This window comes from Rhodanobacteraceae bacterium, assembly GCA_016713135.1.
GTDB lineage: Bacteria > Pseudomonadota > Gammaproteobacteria > Xanthomonadales > SZUA-5 > JADKFD01.
The window spans coordinates 153,788-172,343 of sequence record JADJPR010000022.1; the positions used below are offsets into that span (position 1 = coordinate 153,788).

An 18,556-nucleotide genomic window follows, 5' to 3' on the forward strand; every position below is an offset into this window, starting at 1 on the left:
GCAAGTTCCAGACTGTCCTGCGCTTACCGTCCTGGATGACTCTCAAGACGCCGGGAACCCGGATCGGCGCGACTCGCAAGACTGTTCTACTCAAGATTCGGAGGCTTTCATGAGCATTTCCATCATCGGTGCGGGAAACGTCGGCATGGCGCTCGGCGGCGCTTTCACCCGGCGCGGACAACATGTGGTCTTCGGCACGCCGGATCCAGTCAAGCACGCGCCTGCGGTAGCTGCGCTGGGCCCGCTGGCCACGGGGGTGTCCACCGCGGAGGCGATCGCCGCAAGCGATCTGGTGATCCTCGCCGTGCCCCATGCAGCGCTGCCTTCGATCGCGCAAGCGCTGCCTGACTGGCAGGGCAGGATTCTGGTCGATGCCACCAACCCGCTGGCGCCGGGGCTCTCGGGGCTCAGCGTGGGAACGACGACCTCGGGCGCGGAGGAACTGGCGAAACTGGCCCGCGGGGCGCGCGTGGTGAAGGCCTTCAACACCACCGGCGCCGAGAACATGGCGGACTCCGCATACCCTGGCGGCGTGCCGTTCATGCCCGTGTGTGGCGACGACGCCGATGCCCGCCAGCGGGTTGCCGGGCTGGCTGCGCTGATCGGCTTCGACGCGGTCGACCTTGGTCCGCTGGCCGCGGCAAGATACCTCGAGCCCTTCGCGATGACCTGGATCCACCTGGCCATCAAACTGGGGTATGGCCGCAACTTCGCGTTTTCGATGCTGCGTCGCGCGTGAACGGCGCGTCCCATCCCGCAGTTCGCGGCGCGGGACTGCGCGGGGCGACAAGCCTGCTCGCGGCTGAACGGAGGAGTGTCCCATCCGGGCAACCGCGGCGTCCTTTGCTATTGCTTGCTGCACTTTCCTCTCGCTCGCGGGTGGTTCGGTGCGGTCCATTCCGGTTGACTCTGCGCATGCTGCGAATCGATGGACGGGCCTGGCCGGTTGCCTGCTCGCGCTGGCCGCAGCGCTTTCGCCAACTGCTCGGGCTTCGGGCCTGCAGGCCGCATGCGATGCAGCGGAGCCACCCGCCGAGGCCGTCGGCCAGGTGCAGTACCTGAGCGACCGCGGCGAACTGCTCGCCTGGCGGGAATGGACCTCCGGCGACGGGATTTGCATCCAGCTCGACTGGCCGGAGGCAAGGCGGCTTTCGCGCGACGAAGCGGCCTCCCTGATGCAGCGACTGGCAGTTGCGGAAGGGCGCCGCCGGGCGCTGCTCGGGCCTGGCCTGCCGCGGGCGCAGGTTGAACGCGAGAGGCAATCCCCACTGCCTGCGTGGCTGCCCCCGGAACAGGTGCCGGCGCCCGTCGTCCACGGTCCGCTGCCCCTGTGCCCATGGGTCCCCGCCCGCGCGCAGATGCTCCCGTTGGAGCTGCCAACGCCGATCGCAGCCACCGTGCTGAGGGTGCGCCCGCACCGCTGCGCTGCCGGAAGCCTGGCGCTCGCAGGCAGCGGCGTCCTGCTGTCGCCCATGCTGGGCCTGACTGCCGCGCACGTGGTCATGACCCCGGCCGGGAAGGTGTGCAGCCGCTATCGGGTCGTGCCCGGTGGGCGACGCTTCAACGATCCACCAGCTGCGCCCTACGGCCTGAGCTTCGTGACTCGGGCCGAATTGAGCGGTCGCGGAGGATGGGTCAACGACGCGGTGTCGGCACCTCCGAAGTTGGGCGATCTGGACGCGCGTACGCGGCATGACCATGCGTGGCTCCTGCTGGACGACGCAGCGGTGGTGCCCGCCGATGCCGCTTGGCCGCGGCTGCGGTTCGGCGCACCGGCGGCAGCCGTCGGTATGCCGGTGCTCAGTGCAGGCTATTCCTCACGCACGCCTTCCGCGCGCAGCGCGCCGGGGGCAATGGTGAGTCTGTGGGGCCAGTCGGCGTGCGCCTTGCCCGAAGAGTCCTCCCGGCGCTTTGCACTTTGGCTGTCTCCGGGTGGCAGCGGCGGTCCAATCTGGAACTGGTCCGCGGCGCGCCCACTCGAACTGCAGTCGCTGGCGTCTCGGGTCGAAGGGCTGCCCGGCGAGCGCTACGAAGCGGTCGGTCCGGCTTTCGACCTTGTCGACTATCAGCGGCTGCTACAACTGCTTGCGAAGGAACGCGACTGGCGCGAATCGGTCCCGCCCAAGGCCGTGTTCCTGAGCTGGGCGCCCGGTCGGGAAGGCAGGAAGTGGCGGCGTGCGAGTTGCAAGGGTTACCACCAGAACATGTCGCTGATGGGACCTGGCGCTCTTTCCGCCTGCCGCGCAAAGTGCGCCGTGCGGCCGCAATCCTGCAAATAGGTCGATCGCGCGCAGGCGCTGCGCGAACCTCATCGGCTTGCGTCAGGCGTGCGGTCGGGCGACGTTGTCAGGCGTATGCAGCGGGAAGCGCAGCACGAATTCCGACCCCTGGTCCGGCGCCGTATGCAGCTGGATCTGGCCGGCCATGAGTTGGGTCACGAGGTTGTGCACCACGTGCAGCCCCAGGCCGGAACCGCCGCTGCCGCGCCGCGTGGTGAAGAAGGGGTCGAAGGCGCGCGCCGCCACCTCCGCGTCCATGCCGCGGCCGTCGTCGCGGAAACACAGCTCGAGCTGATCGCCGTCGACCTTCGCGCTGATCCGCATGCGGCCCGGACGCTCGGGCGTGAACGCGTGGATGATCGCGTTATTGATCAGGTTGGTCAGGATCTGGAACATCGCGCCGGGATAGGAATCCAGCTCGATGCCCGTCGCACATTCGATCTCGAGCCTGTGCGGAGTGCGCCGGATCGTCGGGTTCAGCGCGTTGCGCACCTCGTCGAGGAACTGGTGCAACTGGAAACGCCGCCGCTGGCCGCTCGACTGGTCTACCGAGACTTGCTTGAAGCTGGTGATCAGGGTGCCGGCGCGCTCCAGGCTGGAAAGTACCAGGCGCGCCGAGGTGTCGATTTCGGACTTCCATTCGCCGAGTTCGTTGCGCGAAAAGCGGCCTTCGCTGAGTTTGCTGGTGCCCTCGCGAGTCACGTCCTGCAGGTGCGAGGCGGCGGTCACCGCGATGCCGATGGGAGTGTTGATTTCGTGCGCGACGCCAGCCACCAGTTGTCCGAGCGAGGCCATTTTCTCGGCGGCAACGAGCTGGCGTTGGGCGCCTTTCAGCTCTGCCAGCGCCTGCTCGGCGCGCTCCTTGGCCTGGCTCAGCTCTTGCGTGCGCATCTCGACCAGCGCCTCCAGCGCGCGTGCGCGCTGGCGCATCCGCAGGGTGCGCAGGCGCACCAGACCACCGATCAGCAGCAGCAGTAGAATCACGCCGACCGCCATCGCCAGCGGGGTCTGCCACCAGGCCGGAATCACCCGGACCGGCAACGACAGCGGCGTCGACCAAGCCGCGGATCGCGTGCGTGAGCGCATCTCCAGTTGGTACGCGCCGGGCCAGAGGTTGTGGAAACTGGCGACTCGCTGGCTGGCGTCGGTCTCGATCCACTCGTCGTCGAGCCCGATCAGGCGGTACGCGTAGCGCGTGGCCACCGGCGATGAGTAATCGAGCGCGGCGAACTCGACGCTGAGTCGGCGCTGCCCCGGCTGCAGCGCAATGCCGGTGGCACCGCCATCGCCGTGGATGCGCTCGCCATCGATATCCAGCCCCGTGATCAGCAGCGGGGCCTGGTACTGCCACGGGCGGTAGCGCTCCGGTTCGACGATCAGCAGGCCGCGGGTACCGCCGAAGTAGAGGCGCCCGTCCGGCGCCATGCTGCCGGAGCCGATCTCCACGCTGCCGATGTCCACGCCATCGGCGACTCCCAGCAGTTCCACCTGATCGCTGCCAGGATCGATGACCGTGCGTGGGCTCCACAGCCGGCCGCTGTGATCGGACAGGACCTGCTGGCCGAGTCCTTGCGGCAGCCCGGGGAGGCGCTTGCCGTAGTCCTCGAAGACTGGCTGACCCTGGATCCAGCCACTCAGACGTGCCAGGCCCCGTGGTCCGGCCAGCCACAGCTGCCCGCGGACATCCACCTCCAGGTCGGTGGCAGCTTGCAGCCGGGCTTCGCCGCCTGGCATCTGTTGCGGGTAACCGGCGCCGGGCGGCCACCAGTAAAGCGCCACCGGCGTGCCGATCCACAGGATGCCGTCGCTGTCCTCGGCCATGCTCCAGACCGGATCGGTGAATTCGCGCCCGGCGCTGAGCCGAGCCCGGCGGACGGCGCCAGTGCGCGGGTCCACGCTCGCCAGCGCGGCCTGCATCCCGACCATGATGCTGCCGTCGCGACGCGGCAACACCTGACGCACCGGCCCGCGCGGGATGCCTTCCAAGGGCTCGGCGAAATCGTCGGTTTCCGGGCGGTAGCGTTGCAGGCCGCCATGCTGGGTACCGACCCAGAGCGTTCCATCGCGATCGCGGATCATCGCGCGGATGGTCCCGTCGCGCAGCGCACCGGGCCGAGTGGCATGCGGGCGGTAACCGCCGGTGATGCCGTGTTCGACGTCGAGCAGGTCGATTCCATTGCCGCCGGTGCCGATCCACACCAGGCGCTCGCTCAACGGCAGTGTGCTGAGGACATTCGCCAGGCTCAGCCCGTTGCTGACCGTGGTGCCGTGGCGCACGGTGACGAAGGCCTCGGCGTTTGCCGGATTGTGGCGTTGCAGCCCGGCACCCCAGGTGCCCACCCAGATCAGGCCCGAGCGATCCTGGAACGGCGCGGTCAGGCGGTCCAGCGCCAGGCTGCCGGGCATCGACGGGTCGCTGCGGATGTGCTGCACCGCGCTACCGTTGGCGGCGTCGAGGATGTCGATGCCTGCGCCGTAGGTGTGCACCCAGATGCGGTCTTCGCTGGGCTGCACGAAGCCGGAAATCCAGGGATGACTGACGCCGTCGTTGCCGGCCGGCAGGCGGCGCAACTGCATGGTTGCCGGATCGACGATCGCGCCGCCGTGCGACTGCGTGCCCACCCAGAGCCGGCCGTCGCGTGCCTCGTGCAGGGCATACACATACTGCCGCGCGAAGCCATCCGCGCGCTCCGGCTCGGACAGCACGTGCTCGAACTCGTTGGCGCCTTTCCGGCGCCGCTGCAGGCCATTGCCGGTGCCGATCCAGAGATCGCCGTGGCGGTCGATCACCAGCACGCGCACGGTGTCGTGCTGCAGCGCGCCAGGTTTGCCGGGCGCGGGCGCGAATGACTCGAATACGCGCCGGCGCGCGTCCCAGCGCGCCAGTCCATGGTTGCCGAAGCCAACCCAGACCTCGCCGTCGCTGCCTTCGACCAGGCACAGCGCCGAGATTCCGGGAATCGCAGTGGGATCGCCCGGGCGCGGCCTGTGGTGGGTGAAACGGTCGCTCCGCGGGTCGTAGATCGACAGCGCGCCGCCCTGGGTGGCCACCCACAGCGTACCGTCCGAATGCGGCATCAAGGCACGCACGTAGTCATCGCTGATCGAGCCGGGATCGGAAGCGTCGCTGCGATAGGCACGCAGGCGGTAACCATCAAAGCTGTACAGCCCTTCCGGCGTGCCGAACCAGAGCAGCCCGCGCGCGTCCTGCGCGGCAATCGTGATGATGCCGTTGCCGATGTGATCGCTGCCGGCGATCGTCTCGAAATACGGCTGCCCGAATTCGCGCGCCGGCGCGCTGCCAGCGACGGCCAGCAACAGGAGCAGCAGCAACGCAGCGGCGCGTAGGCTCTTCACGCCCCGATCATAAGCGGGGAAGCGCCGGGGCGGCAGGGTGGGCCGGCGCCGGCAAATTGCCTCGGGAATCGAGCAGCGCGCCCATGCCGCCTTCCGTATGCTGCGCGGCGCGGAGCCACCGGAGGCCAGGGTATGAGCGAAAGCGAGCGCTACGATCGCAAGACGCGACAGTTGCGCCTGCTGTCCGAAGCGCTCGCCAGCGGCCGGCTGGCGCCGGTCAAGCGCATGCTCGACACCTTGACGCCGGGCGAGATCGCGCGCGTGCTCGAATCCCTGCCGCCAGCCAAGCGCAGCGTGGTCTGGGGCTTGGTCGACCCGGACGACGACGGCGAGGTGCTGGTACACGTCGCTGACGAGGTGCGCGACGGTCTGCTCGCGGAGATGGACAGCGAGGAGCTGCGTTCCGCGCTGACCACGCTGGATGTCGACGACCTCGCCGACCTGGTAGACGACCTGCCGCACCAGCTGACCGAGGAACTGCTGCGCGGCATGGACCGCGAGCACCGCGACCGCCTGGAGCACGTGCTCTCGTACCCGGAAGACAGCGCCGGGCGATTGATGAACACCGATGTGGTCACGGTGCGCGCCGACGTGGCAGTGGACGTGGTGCTGCGCTTCCTGCGCATGCGTGGCGAGCTGCCCGAGCACACCGACCACCTGTTCGTGGTCAACCGCAACGGGCGCTACATCGGCCGGGTGGCGCTGACCGCGTTGCTGACGGCCGATCCGGAGCAAACCATCGCCGAGATCGTCGACGACTCGCTGCCGGCCCTGCGCGCGAGTGCTTCGCTCGACCATGTCGCCGAGGAGTTCGAGAACCACCGCTATGTGTCGGCGCCGGTGATCGATGCCGACAACCGGCTGGTCGGGCGCATCACGGTCGACGACGTGATCGACCTGGTGCGCGACCGCGCCGAACACGATCTGATGTCGATGGCCGGCCTGACCGAGGAAGAGGACATGTTCGCGCCGGTGGCCGCGGCCAGCCGCCGCCGCGCGATCTGGCTCGGCATCAACCTGCTGACGGCTTTCCTGGCCGCCGCCGTGATCGGCAAGTTCGAAGCCACGCTGGAGCAGATCGTTGCGCTTGCGGTGCTGATGCCGGTGGTCGCCAGCATGGGCGGCGTGGCCGGCACCCAGACCCTGACCCTGATCGTGCGTGGTCTGGCGCTCGGCCAGGTCAGCTGGGACAACGCGCGCGATCTGCTCAAGCGCGAGCTGGCCATCGGCGGCCTCAACGGACTGCTGTGGGCGGTGGTGATCGCGCTGGTCGCCTGGGCCTGGTTCGGCGACTGGCGCATCGCGCTGGTGATCGGCGCGGCGATCGTCATCAACCTGCTGGCCGCGGCTCTCTCCGGGGTGCTGATCCCGCTGCTGCTGAAGCGCTTCGCGGTCGACCCGGCACTCGCGGGCGGCGTGGTCCTGACCACCGTCACCGATGTGGTCGGCTTCCTCGCATTCCTGGGGCTGGGAACCTTGTTCCTGCTGTAGGAACTGTCGCTGACCTCCGGCGGTCAGGCCCGCGCGTGCGCGGCGATACGCGCGGGTCCGGCGATCGGAACGAGTTGCACGCCGCGGCCGTCCTCCGGCCGCAGCACGCCTGGCCCTAGGCTGATCGAGGCCAGGTCGCGGCGGAATGATGGGTCTGGCCCGGGCAGGATGCCGAAGCCGCGATTGCGCCCGTCCAGCTTGGCGAGGTAAGCGCCCGCATCGGCGAGCCCGATGGCCAGATGATGGTCGACCTGCGCGGGTGCGTCGCGCCCCGGCCATGGCCAGTTGGCGTATCCGAGCGAGGCGCTGATCGTGAGCGGCTCCAGCAGCGGTACCGGCACCGGCTGGCTGCCGACCGCACGCAGCATGCGTTCGGCCAGTGCGGCAGCGGCATCGTCGCTAAGCCCGCGCGCGACGACCATGAATTCCTCGCCGCCCCAGCGCATCGCGGCATCGCCCTGGCGCAGTGTCTGGCGCAGGCGGCGTGCAACCTCGACCAAGACAGCATCGCCGACATCGTGCCCGTGGCGGTCGTTGATCTGCTTGAAGTGGTCCAGGTCGAACAGGAAGAAACTCAGGCGCCCGGGTGCTCCGGAGCCGCGGCGTTCGGTGTCGCCCGGCATGCGCTCGGCTTCGCCCGAGCCGCGCTCGAGGAACTCGCGCAGGTACCGCCGGTTGCGCAGTCCGGTGAGGGCGTCCGACAGCGCGGAATCGGCCAGTTCGCGATTGACCGCCTCCAGTTGTCGCGCCTGCGCCTCCAGTTGCGCCTTCTGGCGCTCGATCTCGGTCTGGCGAGCCTGCAGCGCGGCGCGGCTCTCAAGCAATGCCTGGAACGCCTGTTCGCGCTGCCTCGCGTTGTGGAAGGCGCGGCCGTGGTGGCGGATGCGCGCCGCCAGTTCGAGCGCGCTCGGCAGCTTGACCACGTAGTCGTTGGCGCCGTTGCGGAAGGCGTCGACCTTGGTCTCCGGTTCCTCCGCCGCCGACAGCATGACCACCGGCACGTCGACCAGGCTGGGGTGGGCGCGATAGCGCTTCAGCAGCGAGATGCCGTCCAGACCGTCCATGACCAGGTCCTGCAGGATCACGGCCGGCTCGAAGGCGAGGGCCTCGATCATCGCCCGCGAAGGATCGGACACTTCGCGCAGTTCCAGGTCTGCCTCGTGCGCGAGCATCTGGCGCAACGCCGCGAGGATCACCGGCTGGTCGTCCACCATCAGGACCCGGATCGAAGCCATTGCCTTCAGCCCTGCAGTGCTCGGTGCCGCAGCGGCAGGGCGCGCGCCAGCGCCGGGCCGATCGCTGCCAGCGGCAGTATCTGCCCCGCCGCGCCGAGTTCCTGCGCCGCGCGCGGCATGCCGAACACAGCCGAGCTGGTTTCATCCTGGGCGATCGTGTGCCAGCCGGCCTGGCGCAGGCGCAGCAGGCCGCGCGCGCCGTCGCTGCCCATGCCGCTCAGCAGCGCAGCGGCGCCGCCGCAGGCGTGCTCGGCGAGGCTGGCGAACAGCATGTCGATGCCGGGTACATGCAGGTCCCCGGGCTGCGCCGTCCGGTAACCCAGTTGTTGCGACGGGAGCAGCACCAGATGTCCGAGATTCGCGCCCACGTACACATGGCCAGGTTGCAGCAATTCGCCGCGCTGGGCCAGGTGCACCGGCAACAACGAGTGCCCGCCCAGCCATTCGCACAGTCCCGCGGAGAACTCTCCGTCGATGTGCTGGACGATCAGTACGGCGGCCGGCAGACCCTGCGGCAGTCCGGCGAGCACGCACGCCAGCGCCTGGGGACCGCCGGTGGAAGCGCCCAGCGCCACCACCGGGCACTCGCCGCGCGGCGCCGGTGTCCGCGACACCGGCGTCGCCGCTGGCGCTGCCCGGACCAGGGCCTGCAACCGCTGGATGCGGTTGAGCAGGCGGCTGGCACCGTTCAGCTCACCGTTCGCCTCCAGGCGCGGCGGAGGCAAATGGCCCAGCGCGCCCGCGCTGAGCGCCTCGAACACGCCGGGTGCCGAATCGTCGCTGGCCAGCACCAGGCAGGCCGAGGACAGCTCGCGTAGGGCGTCGGCCGCCGGACCGACCATGCCGGCATCCAGCAGCAATAGCTCAGGCGGGTCGCGGCGCCGCAGGCGCGCCAGCTCGGCCGGGTCGGCAGCGCACCAGAGCAGCTGCAGGCCACCGCTCGCAAGCGTGCGTCGCAGCGCTTCCCTGACCAGCCGGTCCGGATGCGCGATGGCTACCCTCATGGCGCCTCCCGGGCATCGCCCACCAGTTGGTGGACCAGCTTGAGGAAGCCCTCATCCTGGAAATCCGCCTTGGTCATGTAACTGTCGGCACGCGCTTCGAGGCCGCGGCGGCGGTCTTCGGGGCGGTCGCGGTAAGAAACGATCACCACCGGCAGCGCGCGCAGCCGCGGGTCCTGCTTGATCGAGCGGGTCAGCTCGATGCCGTCCATGCGCGGCATGTCGACGTCGGTGATCAGCAGGTCGAAACTGGCGTCGCGCAGCCGGGTCCAGGCGTCCAGTCCGTCCACTGCCACCTCGACCTCGAAGCCGCGGGAGGCGAGCAGCTGGCGCTCCAGCTCACGGACCGAGATGGAGTCGTCGACCACCAGCGCGCGCTTGCGGCCAGCGTGCACGCTGGCGCCCGCCGCGGTGGCGAGCGAGGCGCGCTCGCGCGTGAGCGCGCTGCGCATCAGGTCGTCCACGTCCAGCAGCACCACCGGGGAACCATCCGGCAGCAGCGCCGCCGCACTGATGTCGGCGACGCGCCCGAGGCGGCTGTCGAGCGGCCGGGTGGCAAGGTCGTACTCGCCAAGCAACTCGTCGACCACAAAACCGGCCAGCCGCCCCTGGTGCTCGACGATGACCACATCGACACGCTCCGGTGTGATCCGTGTGCTGCCCAGGTCGAGCAACTCGGCCAGCGGCACCAGGCCGACATTGCGCCCGGACAGCGGCAGGTATTGCAGACCCTCTGCGGAGACGATCGCATCCCTGGGTGCGCGGGACACGCGATCGATCCGCAGGGATGGAAACGCGTAGATCTCGCCGGCAACGCGCGCCACCAGCGCGCGCGTGACGGTGCGCGAGATCGGCACCAGCAGGTGGAAGGTGGTGCCGTAACCCGGACGCGAGGACAGGCGCACACTGCCGTCCAGCCGCTCGATGCCTTCGCGCACCACATCCAGACCGACGCCGCGGCCCGATACCTCGGTGACTTCGCTGCGCGTGGTGAATCCCGGCGCGAACAGGTGCTCGCGCAAGGCCTGCTCGCCGAGCGCTGCGGCGACGTCCGCACTCATGCGACCCGCGTCGATCAGGCGCTGACGGATCTTTTCGACATCGATGCCGGCGCCATCATCACTGACGTCGATCGCGAGCATCCCGGCGCGGTGGCTGGCCCAGATGCGCAACTGGCCTTCGGCGGGCTTGCCGGCCGCGGCGCGCGCCGCCGCTGCCTCGATCCCGTGGTCGAGCGCGTTGCGCAGCAAGTGGGTAAGCGGCGCGTCCAGCTTCTCCAGGACGTCGCGGTCCACTTCCAGCGCCTCGCCGACGATGGTCAGGCGTGCGCGCTTGCCGAGTTGGCGCGCGAGGTCGCGGACCACGCGCGGGTAGCCGAGTACCAGGTCGCGGAATGGACGCAACCGCGTCAGCGAAGCGGCCTGGTAGATGCGCTCGTTGAGGTCGAAGGCAATCCGGGCGTAGTCGGTGAAGTCCTCGATCCAGGCTTGGGCCTGGTGGCGCGTGTCGGCCAGCTGGCGCCGAACCTCGGCCAGTTCCGCACCGAGCGCGGTGCTCTGCGATGGGGCGCCGAGGCGATGGTGCAGATCGTCCACCAGTCGTCCCAGTTGTGCGATGCCCTGGCGCAGCCTCTGCTGGCGCTCCGAGAACGGCCGCAAGCGGTGCGCGCTGACCACGCCGGACCCGGCGAGCGCGATCAGGCGGCCGACCAGGCTGGCCTTGATCCGCAGGATGGGGTCGCCGTCTTCCACCGCGATGTAGGTGGGCTGGGCGGGCGCGAGCGGCGGCTCGGGCGCTGCCGCGGTCTCGCGCGGGCTGGCCAGCAGTGCGTCCCGACGCGCCAGCAGTTCCGGCGTCGCGCCCGCGTGCGCGAGCTCGCGCAAAAGGTCGACGCCGGCCAGGCCGAACTCGACCAGGGCCTCGCTGGCGCTGCCATGGCGCTGCGCGGCCGCCATGCGGTCTTCCAGCGCGTGCGCCAGCCCGACCGCGGCCTCCAGCCGCACCGCCCGGGCGGCGCCCTTCACCGAGTGCGCGGCGCGCATCACCGGCGCCAGCAGTTCGATGCGTTCCGGCGCTTGTTCGAGTTGCAGCAGCAACTGACTCATGCGCGCGCACTGGTCGTCCATTTCCTGACGGAACAAGGCCAGCAGCGGCTGCGCCTCATCGTCACGACCGGAAGGCGCCTCCTCGACCAGGGCAGATGCCAGGGTGCCGGCCCGGGTGCCTTCGCGCGCAAGGAAAGCTTCGGCAGATTCCAGCGGGGCGTCGGCGAATCCGCCGAGCAGGTCGAGCGCCGCCGATACCTGGGTTGCCTGCAATGCCCGCGCCTGGCCGCTGCGCCCTAGCTGGTGCAACGCACCGCCCAACTGCGACCATGGATCGAGGCCGAGCACGCTGAGCGCACCGACCAGTGCATGACTGCGCTTGCTCCAGCGCGCCAGCGCCTCGCTCGCGCCGTCCGCTTGCATCCCGAGCTGGATGCAGTCGCGCAGCTCGCGCACCAGCATGCGCACTTCGCCTTGCAGCAGCTCGATCAGCGCGCTCATGCGTAGAGCGCCTCGTCCAGGACCTGCAGCAGGGCCGTTTCGTCGAGCAAGGCCATGCGGCCGTGTTCGAACTCGACTACGCCCGAAAGGCAGCGGCCGAGCGGCGCGGGCAGGGTGGCTGGCACCTCCTCGATCGATCGCGACTGGATCCGGCGCAGGCCGATCACCTCATTGCTGCGGAAGGCGATCGGCGCTGCCTGCGGCGGCTGCAGCAACACCAGGCGCGCCCGCTCGCCGGCGACATCCTGGCGGGTGCCGAGCTGCAGCACCTCGATCAGCGCCACGCACAGGTGCAGTTCGCCGCGGACGGCGACCAGGCCTTCGATACGCCCTTCTCCGCGGTGCGCCAGGCGTCGCGGCGCATGCGCCTCGGCCACCTCGCCGACGCGCTCGCAGCGCAGTCCGAGCCATTCGCGACCGAGGCGGAAGGCCAGCACGCTGCGGGTATCGCCGTCGCGGCTGGCTTCCAGCGCCGACGACAGCGGCGGCAGCGGCGAGATCTCGCGCTGCAGCAGTCCGCGTGCGGCCTCACGGAACACCGCACAGTTGCGGCAATGGATCTCGGCCTTCAGGCGCTCGCAGCTGTGGTCGCCGCCGTAGACGCCGATGCCGCGCCAGCAGTGGCCGCCGGCTGCCGTCATGGCGCGGCTCCCGGCGAGCGCACCCGCTGCAGCCGCAAGCGCAGTTGCGCCGCTTCGGCGGCACGTCCGCGGCGTTCAGCCAGCGCAGCGCGGTGCAGCAGCGCGTCCTGGTGTCCGCGATCGAGATAACTGGCGCGCGCAAAGGCATGCTCGGCCGCGTCCAGGTCGCCGCTCGCCATGTCGATCGTACCCAGCAGGAACCAGCCGGGAGCCGACTCGGCATCCTGCGCCAGCAATGCCCGGCATAGCCTGCGTGCCTCGTCCAGTGCGCCGGCATCCGCTGCCTGCTGGGCACGTTCCAGCGAATTGGTTGGGTTCTCGCGCGCGGGCGCGCGCGGCGCAGGCGCGCGCTGCGCTCGCACTGGATGCGCGGCAGGCGCGACCGCGGCAGGTCGCGGCGCCGGGGCGGCGCGGTTTGCGGCGGGCGCCGGGTCGCGAACGCCGCGCGCGCGACCGAAACTGAGTGGACCGAATCCCGCCAGCGGTGCCAGGCGGGGGTCGATGGCGGACAGCACCTCGGCTTGGCCCGCGACCAGCATGCCATCCGGCGCGAGCACCTCGAGCAACCGGGCGAGTGCCTGGCGGCGCGCGCCTTCATCCAGGTAGATCAGCAGGTTGCGGCAGAAGATGGCATCGAACTGCTCCCCGGCTGCGAACACATCCGGTGCCAGCACATTGCCGCAGCGGAAACGCACCGAACGCCGCAGCATGGGCGCAGGACACAGCCATTCGTCCTCCCAGTGGAACCAGTCGAGGTTCGCCGGGCGGCCGCGCAAGGCGCTGCGGCGATACCGGGCCTGGCGCGCCTGCGCTATGGCGCGCGCGGAGACATCCACCCCGATCACTTCGAACTCGCACGCAGCGAATCCGCCCTGCAACAGCGTCGCGGCGATCGACCATGCTTCCTCGCCGCTGGCGCAAGGCAAGCTGAGCACACGCAGCGGGCGTCGTCCTGCGGGCAGTGCACGTGCGTATCGCAGCAGGTCGTCGAACTGCTCCGGCACCCGAAACAGCCAGGTCTCTGGAACCACCATGCAGTCCACGAAGGACTGCCAGGCGGCGGCGCTGCGACTGACGCGGGCAAGGAGTTCGCTGGCGTCGCGTGCCTGCAGGACCACGCATGCTTCGTCGATCGCGTGCAGCAGAGTGGTTTCGCCGATGGACTGCGGATCCAGCCCGAGGGTGCGCTGCAGTCTTTCGATCAGGGCGGTCCGGCTCACGGCGGCGCCTCTTGGCAGAACAGGGCACGCAGCGCCTCGGGCAGCAACTCGCCAGGCTCGACCAGTTGCGGCAGCCCCGGCTGGTCGCGCATGTGCGCTCCCAGCCAGGGTTGGTCGGGCAGGTTCAGGCCCGGTGTCGTGCCGCCAAGTTCCAGCAGTTCGCTGACGTCTTCCGCGATCAGCCCCACCATGCGCTGCGCGGCGCCATCGCCGATCCGGACCACGATGATGCGGGTGCCCAGTTGCGCGCTCGCGTGCCTGCCGGCCACCAGCAGGCACAGGTCCACCACCGGCGTCAGCGTGCCGCGATAGGGCAGCAATCCGACGACGGCGGCGGGCGCGAGCGAGGTCTCGCGCAGCGGCACCCGGGGCAGGACCTCGATCACCTGACGCGCACGGATGGCCAGTTCGGCAGCGCCAGCACGGAAGGCGAGGGCGAGCACGGCCGCGCCCCGCCTCAGCCGCTGCCGAGGTTGAACTTGGCGATTTCCTGCTTGAGCACGCTGACCGCGTCGCGCAGGGTTTCGGTGGCGGCGTTGAATTCACGCAGCGAGACGGAGGTCTGGCGCGCGCCGTCGAGCAGCTGGCCCATGGCCTCGCCAATCTGGCGGGCTCCCTGGGACTGGCTGCGCATGCCGTGGTTGACCGTCTCGAAGCGTTCCGAAAGGGTCTTCACCTGGCTGATGATCTGTCCGAACTGGCCGCCGACGCGGTCGACGGTGCCCACGCCGCTGCGCACCTCCTCGGCGAACCGGTCGATCTCCATGACACCTGCGGACACCGCGGTCTGCATCTGCTTGACCATCTGCTCGATATCCAGCGTGGCCACCGCGGTCTGGTCCGCTAGGCGCCGGATCTCGCGCGCCAGCACCAGGAAGCCGAGGCCCTGTTCCCCGGCCTTCTCGGCCTCGATCGCGGCATTGATCGACAACAGGTTGGTCTGGTCGGCCACCTTGGAGATGGTGGTGACCACGCCGGTGATCTCGGCGGCCTCCTCGCGGATCGCCGCGAGACGCGCCGACATCGCATTGGCCGCCTGGGCCATGCGGTCCATCGTGCTGTCGAGGTTGGAAAGACCGGTCTGACCCTGTTCGGCGAGGTCTGCCGTCTGGCCAGACACCGCGTTCAGGCCTTCCATCGTCGCCAGGAGCTCCTGGCTGGTGGCGGCGATCTGCTTGACTGCGGCGGCAATCTGGTTGGTCGATGCGCCGAAGCCCTGGACCGTCGATTCCTGCTGGCGGCTGGTCGCGGCAAACTCGGTGGCGGTGCTCATCAGCTCAACCGAGGCCTGCTTCACGCGAGTCACCAGCCCCCGCAGGCTCATGGTCATGCCGCCGATCGCCGCGACCAGTCGGCCCGTCTCGTCGCGATCGTCGGTGGCGGGCACTTCGGTCGTGAGATCGCCCTGGGCCACCCGGTCGGCCACCTCGGATACCAGTTGCACGCGTCGGCTCAGGGTGGCGGCAGCGCGCCGCGCAAACCAGGCCATCACCACCACCACCAGCACGATGCCCAGCGCGAGTGCGGCCAGGGTGGAAATCTGCGCCGAGATCAGGCCCTCGGCCTTGGCTTCGTTGGCCAGGTTGCGCTGTTCCGCGAGCTTCCACACCTCGTCGATGGCATAGCGGTGCGCGTCGTAGCGCTGGCGCATCTGCTGCAGGACCCGCCGGGCGCGCTCGCGGTCGTCCGCGCGGATGGCCGGGATGAACTCGTCATCCCGCAGGCGGAAGAACTCCATCGCAGCGCGATAGGAGGTCACCGTCATCAGATCGCCCATGGTGTCCTGCGCGAGCGTGCGCTTCCAGTGCTCCTGGCGATTCTCGTAGTTGATCCGCAGCTCATTGCCGCGCTCGATCAGGCGGTTGATCTCCGCCGCGTCGGTCTCGTCGACCAGTTGCAGCGTCAGGAGATAGGGCTCGATGATGAACTGCGGCGGCGGCAGCACGTCCGCGATCAGCTCGTTGCCGACGATGATCTCCTCGTACAGCGGTCCCTTGACCCGCACCTGGTCCAGGGTGCGCCAGGCGACCAGCGCAAACAGCGCGAACAGGACCAGGAAAACCGCGACGAAATAAGACAGGCGGGACGCCAGTTGCGATTCGCGCTGCAGCATGTCGATTCCCTCGCGACGATCCCTCCGACTATATCCAAGCCCCGGAGTCCCCGGGGCCTCCTGCGGTCACTCAATGTGCCAGCCGCGACGAAAGCAGCAGTGCGCGGACCAGATGCATGGCCTGGGTGCGCTCGCGCGCGTCGAAAGTGAACGCGGGTATCGGCCGACCATGGCGGCGCACGGCCTGGCGCACCGCCGCCATCGAGAAGCCAGCCGCGCGTTCGCTGTGGGTGATGCCGATCACCAGTGCCAGGTGCGGGTCGAGCGCGAGCAATGAGGACAACCAGTGGTCGCACATCTCGCCGATATCGCCCTGGGTGGCATTCAGGACGAGCAGCACGCCGATGGCGCCGTCGAGGACGATCGGGCGCATGAAAGCGTAATGCTCCTGGCCGGGAAGGCCATACAGCATCAACGGCGTGCCGTCGTCGAGCATCACCGACACGAAGTCGAAGGCCACCGTGGTGGTGGTCTTCTCGCCGATGTCGCCGGTGGTCATCGGCATCTCGGTCGAGATCGGCTCGCAATCGGCAATCGCCCGGATCGCGGTGGTCTTGCCGGCCCCGACCGGGCCGGCGAGGACGAGCTTGAGGGTGCCTGGTTCCACGAGCTTGCTCCTTCAGTCGGACAATCCGGATCCTCAGCCTGTGCGACCGAGGCCGAAGTGTGCTGCCAACCGCGCAAGGATTCCGCGCGGACGTCCGGCCGGGGTGGCCTGCGCCGCAGCCGGCGGAATCGCTTGTGCGCTCCGCTGCAGCAGGCCGGAGGCGGCCAGCGCCCACAGGCAAGCGGACACATAGGCCGGCTCCAGGGCGCACTCCTGCGCGACCATGGAGGGCGTCAAGGCGCGCATCTGCAGCGCCTGCACCACGCGCAATGCATTCACCGCCTCCGGTGTGGTGCCAAGGTCCGGCCAGTCCTGAAGGCTGCAGGGCTGTTCCGGAAAGGCCGGCAGCAGGCGGGCGTTATGCAGCGCGCCCTGCAGCAAATAAGCCTCCAGACTGCCGGCGAATTCAAAGCGACTGGCATCCACATCGACCTTGCGCGCAGGGCGAAACTGCCACCCGGCTTCGCACAATCGATCCCGGGTGCCGAACTGGTCGCTGAGGGTGGCCGTCAGCACGCGCCCGGTGGAGCGCAGCAGGAAGGCCGTGCGACCACCCACCCGCGCTTCCACGTCCTGGCTTGCGTGGGCAGGGTCGTCGGCCAGCCGCAGCAGGGCGCAATCGCTTGCCAGCGGCGCCGTGCTGCCTGGCGCCGACGCTTCAGCCGCGGTCACCGGCGGCGACGGGGGCGCGGCCTCGTCCTGCAGCAGGGTCACCATCTGGCGCGCCAGCAGCGCCGCGCTGGTGTCCTCGCGCAGCCAGTGGACACCCCGGTCCTCGCCGTTGCGCACGGCCGACAGCGCCAGCACCGCCACGCCGCGTCGTCGGGCGATCTCGATGACGCGCTGACCGTAGGCGTCATCGCCATGCACCAGGACCAGATCGCAGCGGGTCCCGTCCCATGGACTGGCGACCGCCACGATGCTGTTTGCCGCGAGCGCGCTGGCGGCAATACGCACGCGCTGTTCCTGGTCCGCGGTCAGCGCAGCATGCCTGACAATGGCTCGCATCCGGTTCTCCCTCTCGGGTGCGCTCGCGGCGCCGACCGCGCGGCGGGACCATCTCCCCGCCAGCGCAGCGACCCCGTCGATCGCGACGGTGGTCACGAGAAGTCGAGCTTCTGTTCGAAGGCGCGCAACTCGAGCCGTGCCATTGCGAGGTTGGCGCGGCTGCGGTCGAGCACGATGTAAAGGAACAGTTTCTGGTTGGTCTCGAGCGGACGGATGATGTGGTACTGCTTGGTCAGGCTGATCAGGATGTCCTCGATGGTGTCGTTGAGCGCGAGGGCATTGGCGACCTTGCGCTTCGCGCGAACCACTTCGGTGTTGCCGGCGGCCGCCACTTCAAGGTTGATGCCGCTGCCATCGCCTGCCAGCAGCATGCCGCTGTCGGTGTCCACCAGCGCGGATGCGACGTAGCCGTCGATCGAACGCAGTCCTTCCAACGTAATTTTTGCCATGTTTGCTCCTTCGTCATTGGGGCCAGACGGCCCATCGGGGGTCGCTATCAAGGGGTGGAGACCGGGGCACCGGCTGGTGCCTCGGCGGAATCGAGCACGCCGGCCAGGTCGCTGGCCGCGTCGAGCGCATAACGCAGGGCCAGCGCAACGGTCTCGCCGGAATCGGCGCCGACCGACAGCGCGAAGCGGGCCGAGCGGCAGGGCACGCGCACCGTCACGATCACGCCGTGCTCGGCGGACATGACGTTGTAGAGGCAGCGTCCGCGCTGCGATTCGCGGGCGAAGGTTTCGCACAGCGCAAGCATCGAACTGGTGATGGCGCTGAGCCGGGGCGCGTCGGCGCCTTGGTCCTTGCGCTGGAACGCCCACGGTCGCCCGTCGACCGTGCACAGGCAGGCGAACCTCAAGGCATCGCTCTTGCCGAGCAAGACCTGCAGTTGGCGCTGGCAGCGCGCGCGCTGCGTCGGGTCATCCTGGATGAGAATGTTGCGGGTTTGGCTCACGCGGTCCTCCAGGCACTGGCAACAGCGCACGCCCGGATGGCGCGCAGCTGGTGAGGGCGGAAGCGCACGCTGGCGTCCACGCGATCCTCACGGATGCTGTACGGGC

15 protein-coding genes are annotated in these 18,556 nt (G+C 69.5%); 3 read left to right on the plus strand and 12 right to left on the minus strand.

From position 1 onward, the window contains the following. The first annotated feature begins 109 nt into the window (after positions 1 to 109). Both IPK27_18655 and IPK27_18660 read left to right on the plus strand, forming a co-directional pair. Positions 110 to 739 (plus strand): NADPH-dependent F420 reductase, encoded by a 630-nt coding sequence (locus IPK27_18655; protein MBK8069563.1) that lies wholly within the window; start codon positions 110 to 112, stop codon positions 737 to 739. A 310-nt stretch (positions 740 to 1,049) separates the two neighbouring features. Continuing rightward, complete coding sequence (locus tag IPK27_18660) at positions 1,050 to 2,279, plus strand: trypsin-like peptidase domain-containing protein (GenBank protein MBK8069564.1); 1,230 nt, start codon at positions 1,050 to 1,052, stop codon at positions 2,277 to 2,279. A gap of 42 nt (positions 2,280 to 2,321) precedes the next feature. Here IPK27_18660 and IPK27_18665 read toward each other — a convergent pair whose 3' ends face one another. Continuing rightward, positions 2,322 to 5,636: a hypothetical protein gene (locus IPK27_18665; protein MBK8069565.1), complete on the minus strand. Its 3,315-nt coding sequence runs from the start codon at positions 5,634 to 5,636 to the stop codon at positions 2,322 to 2,324. Between the two features lie 132 nt (positions 5,637 to 5,768). Here IPK27_18665 and mgtE point away from each other — a divergent pair, with 132 nt between their 5' ends. Continuing rightward, complete coding sequence (mgtE, locus tag IPK27_18670) at positions 5,769 to 7,127, plus strand: magnesium transporter (GenBank protein MBK8069566.1); 1,359 nt, start codon at positions 5,769 to 5,771, stop codon at positions 7,125 to 7,127. 23 nt (positions 7,128 to 7,150) lie between these two features. On the opposite strand, the gene IPK27_18675 is transcribed toward mgtE, so the two are convergent. The 11 genes from IPK27_18675 to IPK27_18725 form a co-directional block, all read right to left on the minus strand. After that, the gene (locus IPK27_18675) at positions 7,151 to 8,362 is read right to left on the minus strand and encodes a diguanylate cyclase (GenBank protein MBK8069567.1); all 1,212 of its coding nucleotides are present in this window, start codon (positions 8,360 to 8,362) and stop codon (positions 7,151 to 7,153) included. A 5-nt stretch (positions 8,363 to 8,367) separates the two neighbouring features. Then, a complete protein-coding gene (locus IPK27_18680; protein ID MBK8069568.1) occupies positions 8,368 to 9,366 on the minus strand; it encodes a chemotaxis response regulator protein-glutamate methylesterase in 999 nt (332 codons plus the stop codon). Next, on the minus strand, positions 9,363 to 11,909 hold the full coding sequence (locus IPK27_18685) for a response regulator (GenBank protein ID MBK8069569.1): 2,547 nt from the start codon (positions 11,907 to 11,909) through the stop codon (positions 9,363 to 9,365). The genes IPK27_18680 and IPK27_18685 overlap by 4 nt, the downstream gene beginning before the upstream one ends. Continuing rightward, complete coding sequence (locus tag IPK27_18690; GenBank protein ID MBK8069570.1) at positions 11,906 to 12,550, minus strand: chemotaxis protein CheW; 645 nt, start codon at positions 12,548 to 12,550, stop codon at positions 11,906 to 11,908. The genes IPK27_18685 and IPK27_18690 overlap by 4 nt, the downstream gene beginning before the upstream one ends. Next, on the minus strand, positions 12,547 to 13,770 hold the full coding sequence (locus IPK27_18695; GenBank protein MBK8069571.1) for a methyltransferase domain-containing protein: 1,224 nt from the start codon (positions 13,768 to 13,770) through the stop codon (positions 12,547 to 12,549). The genes IPK27_18690 and IPK27_18695 overlap by 4 nt, the downstream gene beginning before the upstream one ends. Further along, a complete protein-coding gene (locus IPK27_18700; protein MBK8069572.1) occupies positions 13,767 to 14,213 on the minus strand; it encodes a chemotaxis protein CheW in 447 nt (148 codons plus the stop codon). The genes IPK27_18695 and IPK27_18700 overlap by 4 nt, the downstream gene beginning before the upstream one ends. Before the next feature lie 14 nt (positions 14,214 to 14,227). Further along, entirely contained in the window at positions 14,228 to 15,883 is a 1,656-nt protein-coding gene (locus tag IPK27_18705; GenBank protein MBK8069573.1) for a methyl-accepting chemotaxis protein, read from the minus strand. Positions 15,884 to 15,953: 70 nt separating this feature from the next. After that, on the minus strand, positions 15,954 to 16,490 hold the full coding sequence (locus IPK27_18710; GenBank protein MBK8069574.1) for a hypothetical protein: 537 nt from the start codon (positions 16,488 to 16,490) through the stop codon (positions 15,954 to 15,956). A 33-nt stretch (positions 16,491 to 16,523) separates the two neighbouring features. Next, complete coding sequence (locus tag IPK27_18715; protein MBK8069575.1) at positions 16,524 to 17,498, minus strand: hypothetical protein; 975 nt, start codon at positions 17,496 to 17,498, stop codon at positions 16,524 to 16,526. Between the two features lie 92 nt (positions 17,499 to 17,590). Then, entirely contained in the window at positions 17,591 to 17,947 is a 357-nt protein-coding gene (locus IPK27_18720) for a roadblock/LC7 domain-containing protein (protein ID MBK8069576.1), read from the minus strand. 47 nt (positions 17,948 to 17,994) lie between these two features. Next, positions 17,995 to 18,450: a hypothetical protein gene (locus IPK27_18725; GenBank protein ID MBK8069577.1), complete on the minus strand. Its 456-nt coding sequence runs from the start codon at positions 18,448 to 18,450 to the stop codon at positions 17,995 to 17,997. Between the last annotated feature and the right edge of the window lie 106 nt (positions 18,451 to 18,556).

Excerpts from the sequence above, each read along its gene's own strand:
- IPK27_18655 (MBK8069563.1), top strand. The coding sequence starts at position 110 with ATGAGCATTTCCATCATCGGTGCGGGAAACGTCGGCATGGCGCTCGGC.
- mgtE (MBK8069566.1), top strand. The coding sequence starts at position 5,769 with ATGAGCGAAAGCGAGCGCTACGATCGCAAGACGCGACAGTTGCGCCTG.
- IPK27_18685 (MBK8069569.1), bottom strand. The coding sequence starts at position 11,909 with ATGAGCGCGCTGATCGAGCTGCTGCAAGGCGAAGTGCGCATGCTGGTG.
- IPK27_18720 (MBK8069576.1), bottom strand. The coding sequence starts at position 17,947 with ATGGCAAAAATTACGTTGGAAGGACTGCGTTCGATCGACGGCTACGTC.
- IPK27_18705 (MBK8069573.1), bottom strand. The coding sequence starts at position 15,883 with ATGCTGCAGCGCGAATCGCAACTGGCGTCCCGCCTGTCTTATTTCGTC.
- IPK27_18675 (MBK8069567.1), bottom strand. The coding sequence starts at position 8,362 with ATGGCTTCGATCCGGGTCCTGATGGTGGACGACCAGCCGGTGATCCTC.
- IPK27_18690 (MBK8069570.1), bottom strand. The coding sequence starts at position 12,550 with ATGACGGCAGCCGGCGGCCACTGCTGGCGCGGCATCGGCGTCTACGGC.
- IPK27_18680 (MBK8069568.1), bottom strand. The coding sequence starts at position 9,366 with ATGAGGGTAGCCATCGCGCATCCGGACCGGCTGGTCAGGGAAGCGCTG.
- IPK27_18715 (MBK8069575.1), bottom strand. The coding sequence starts at position 17,498 with ATGCGAGCCATTGTCAGGCATGCTGCGCTGACCGCGGACCAGGAACAG.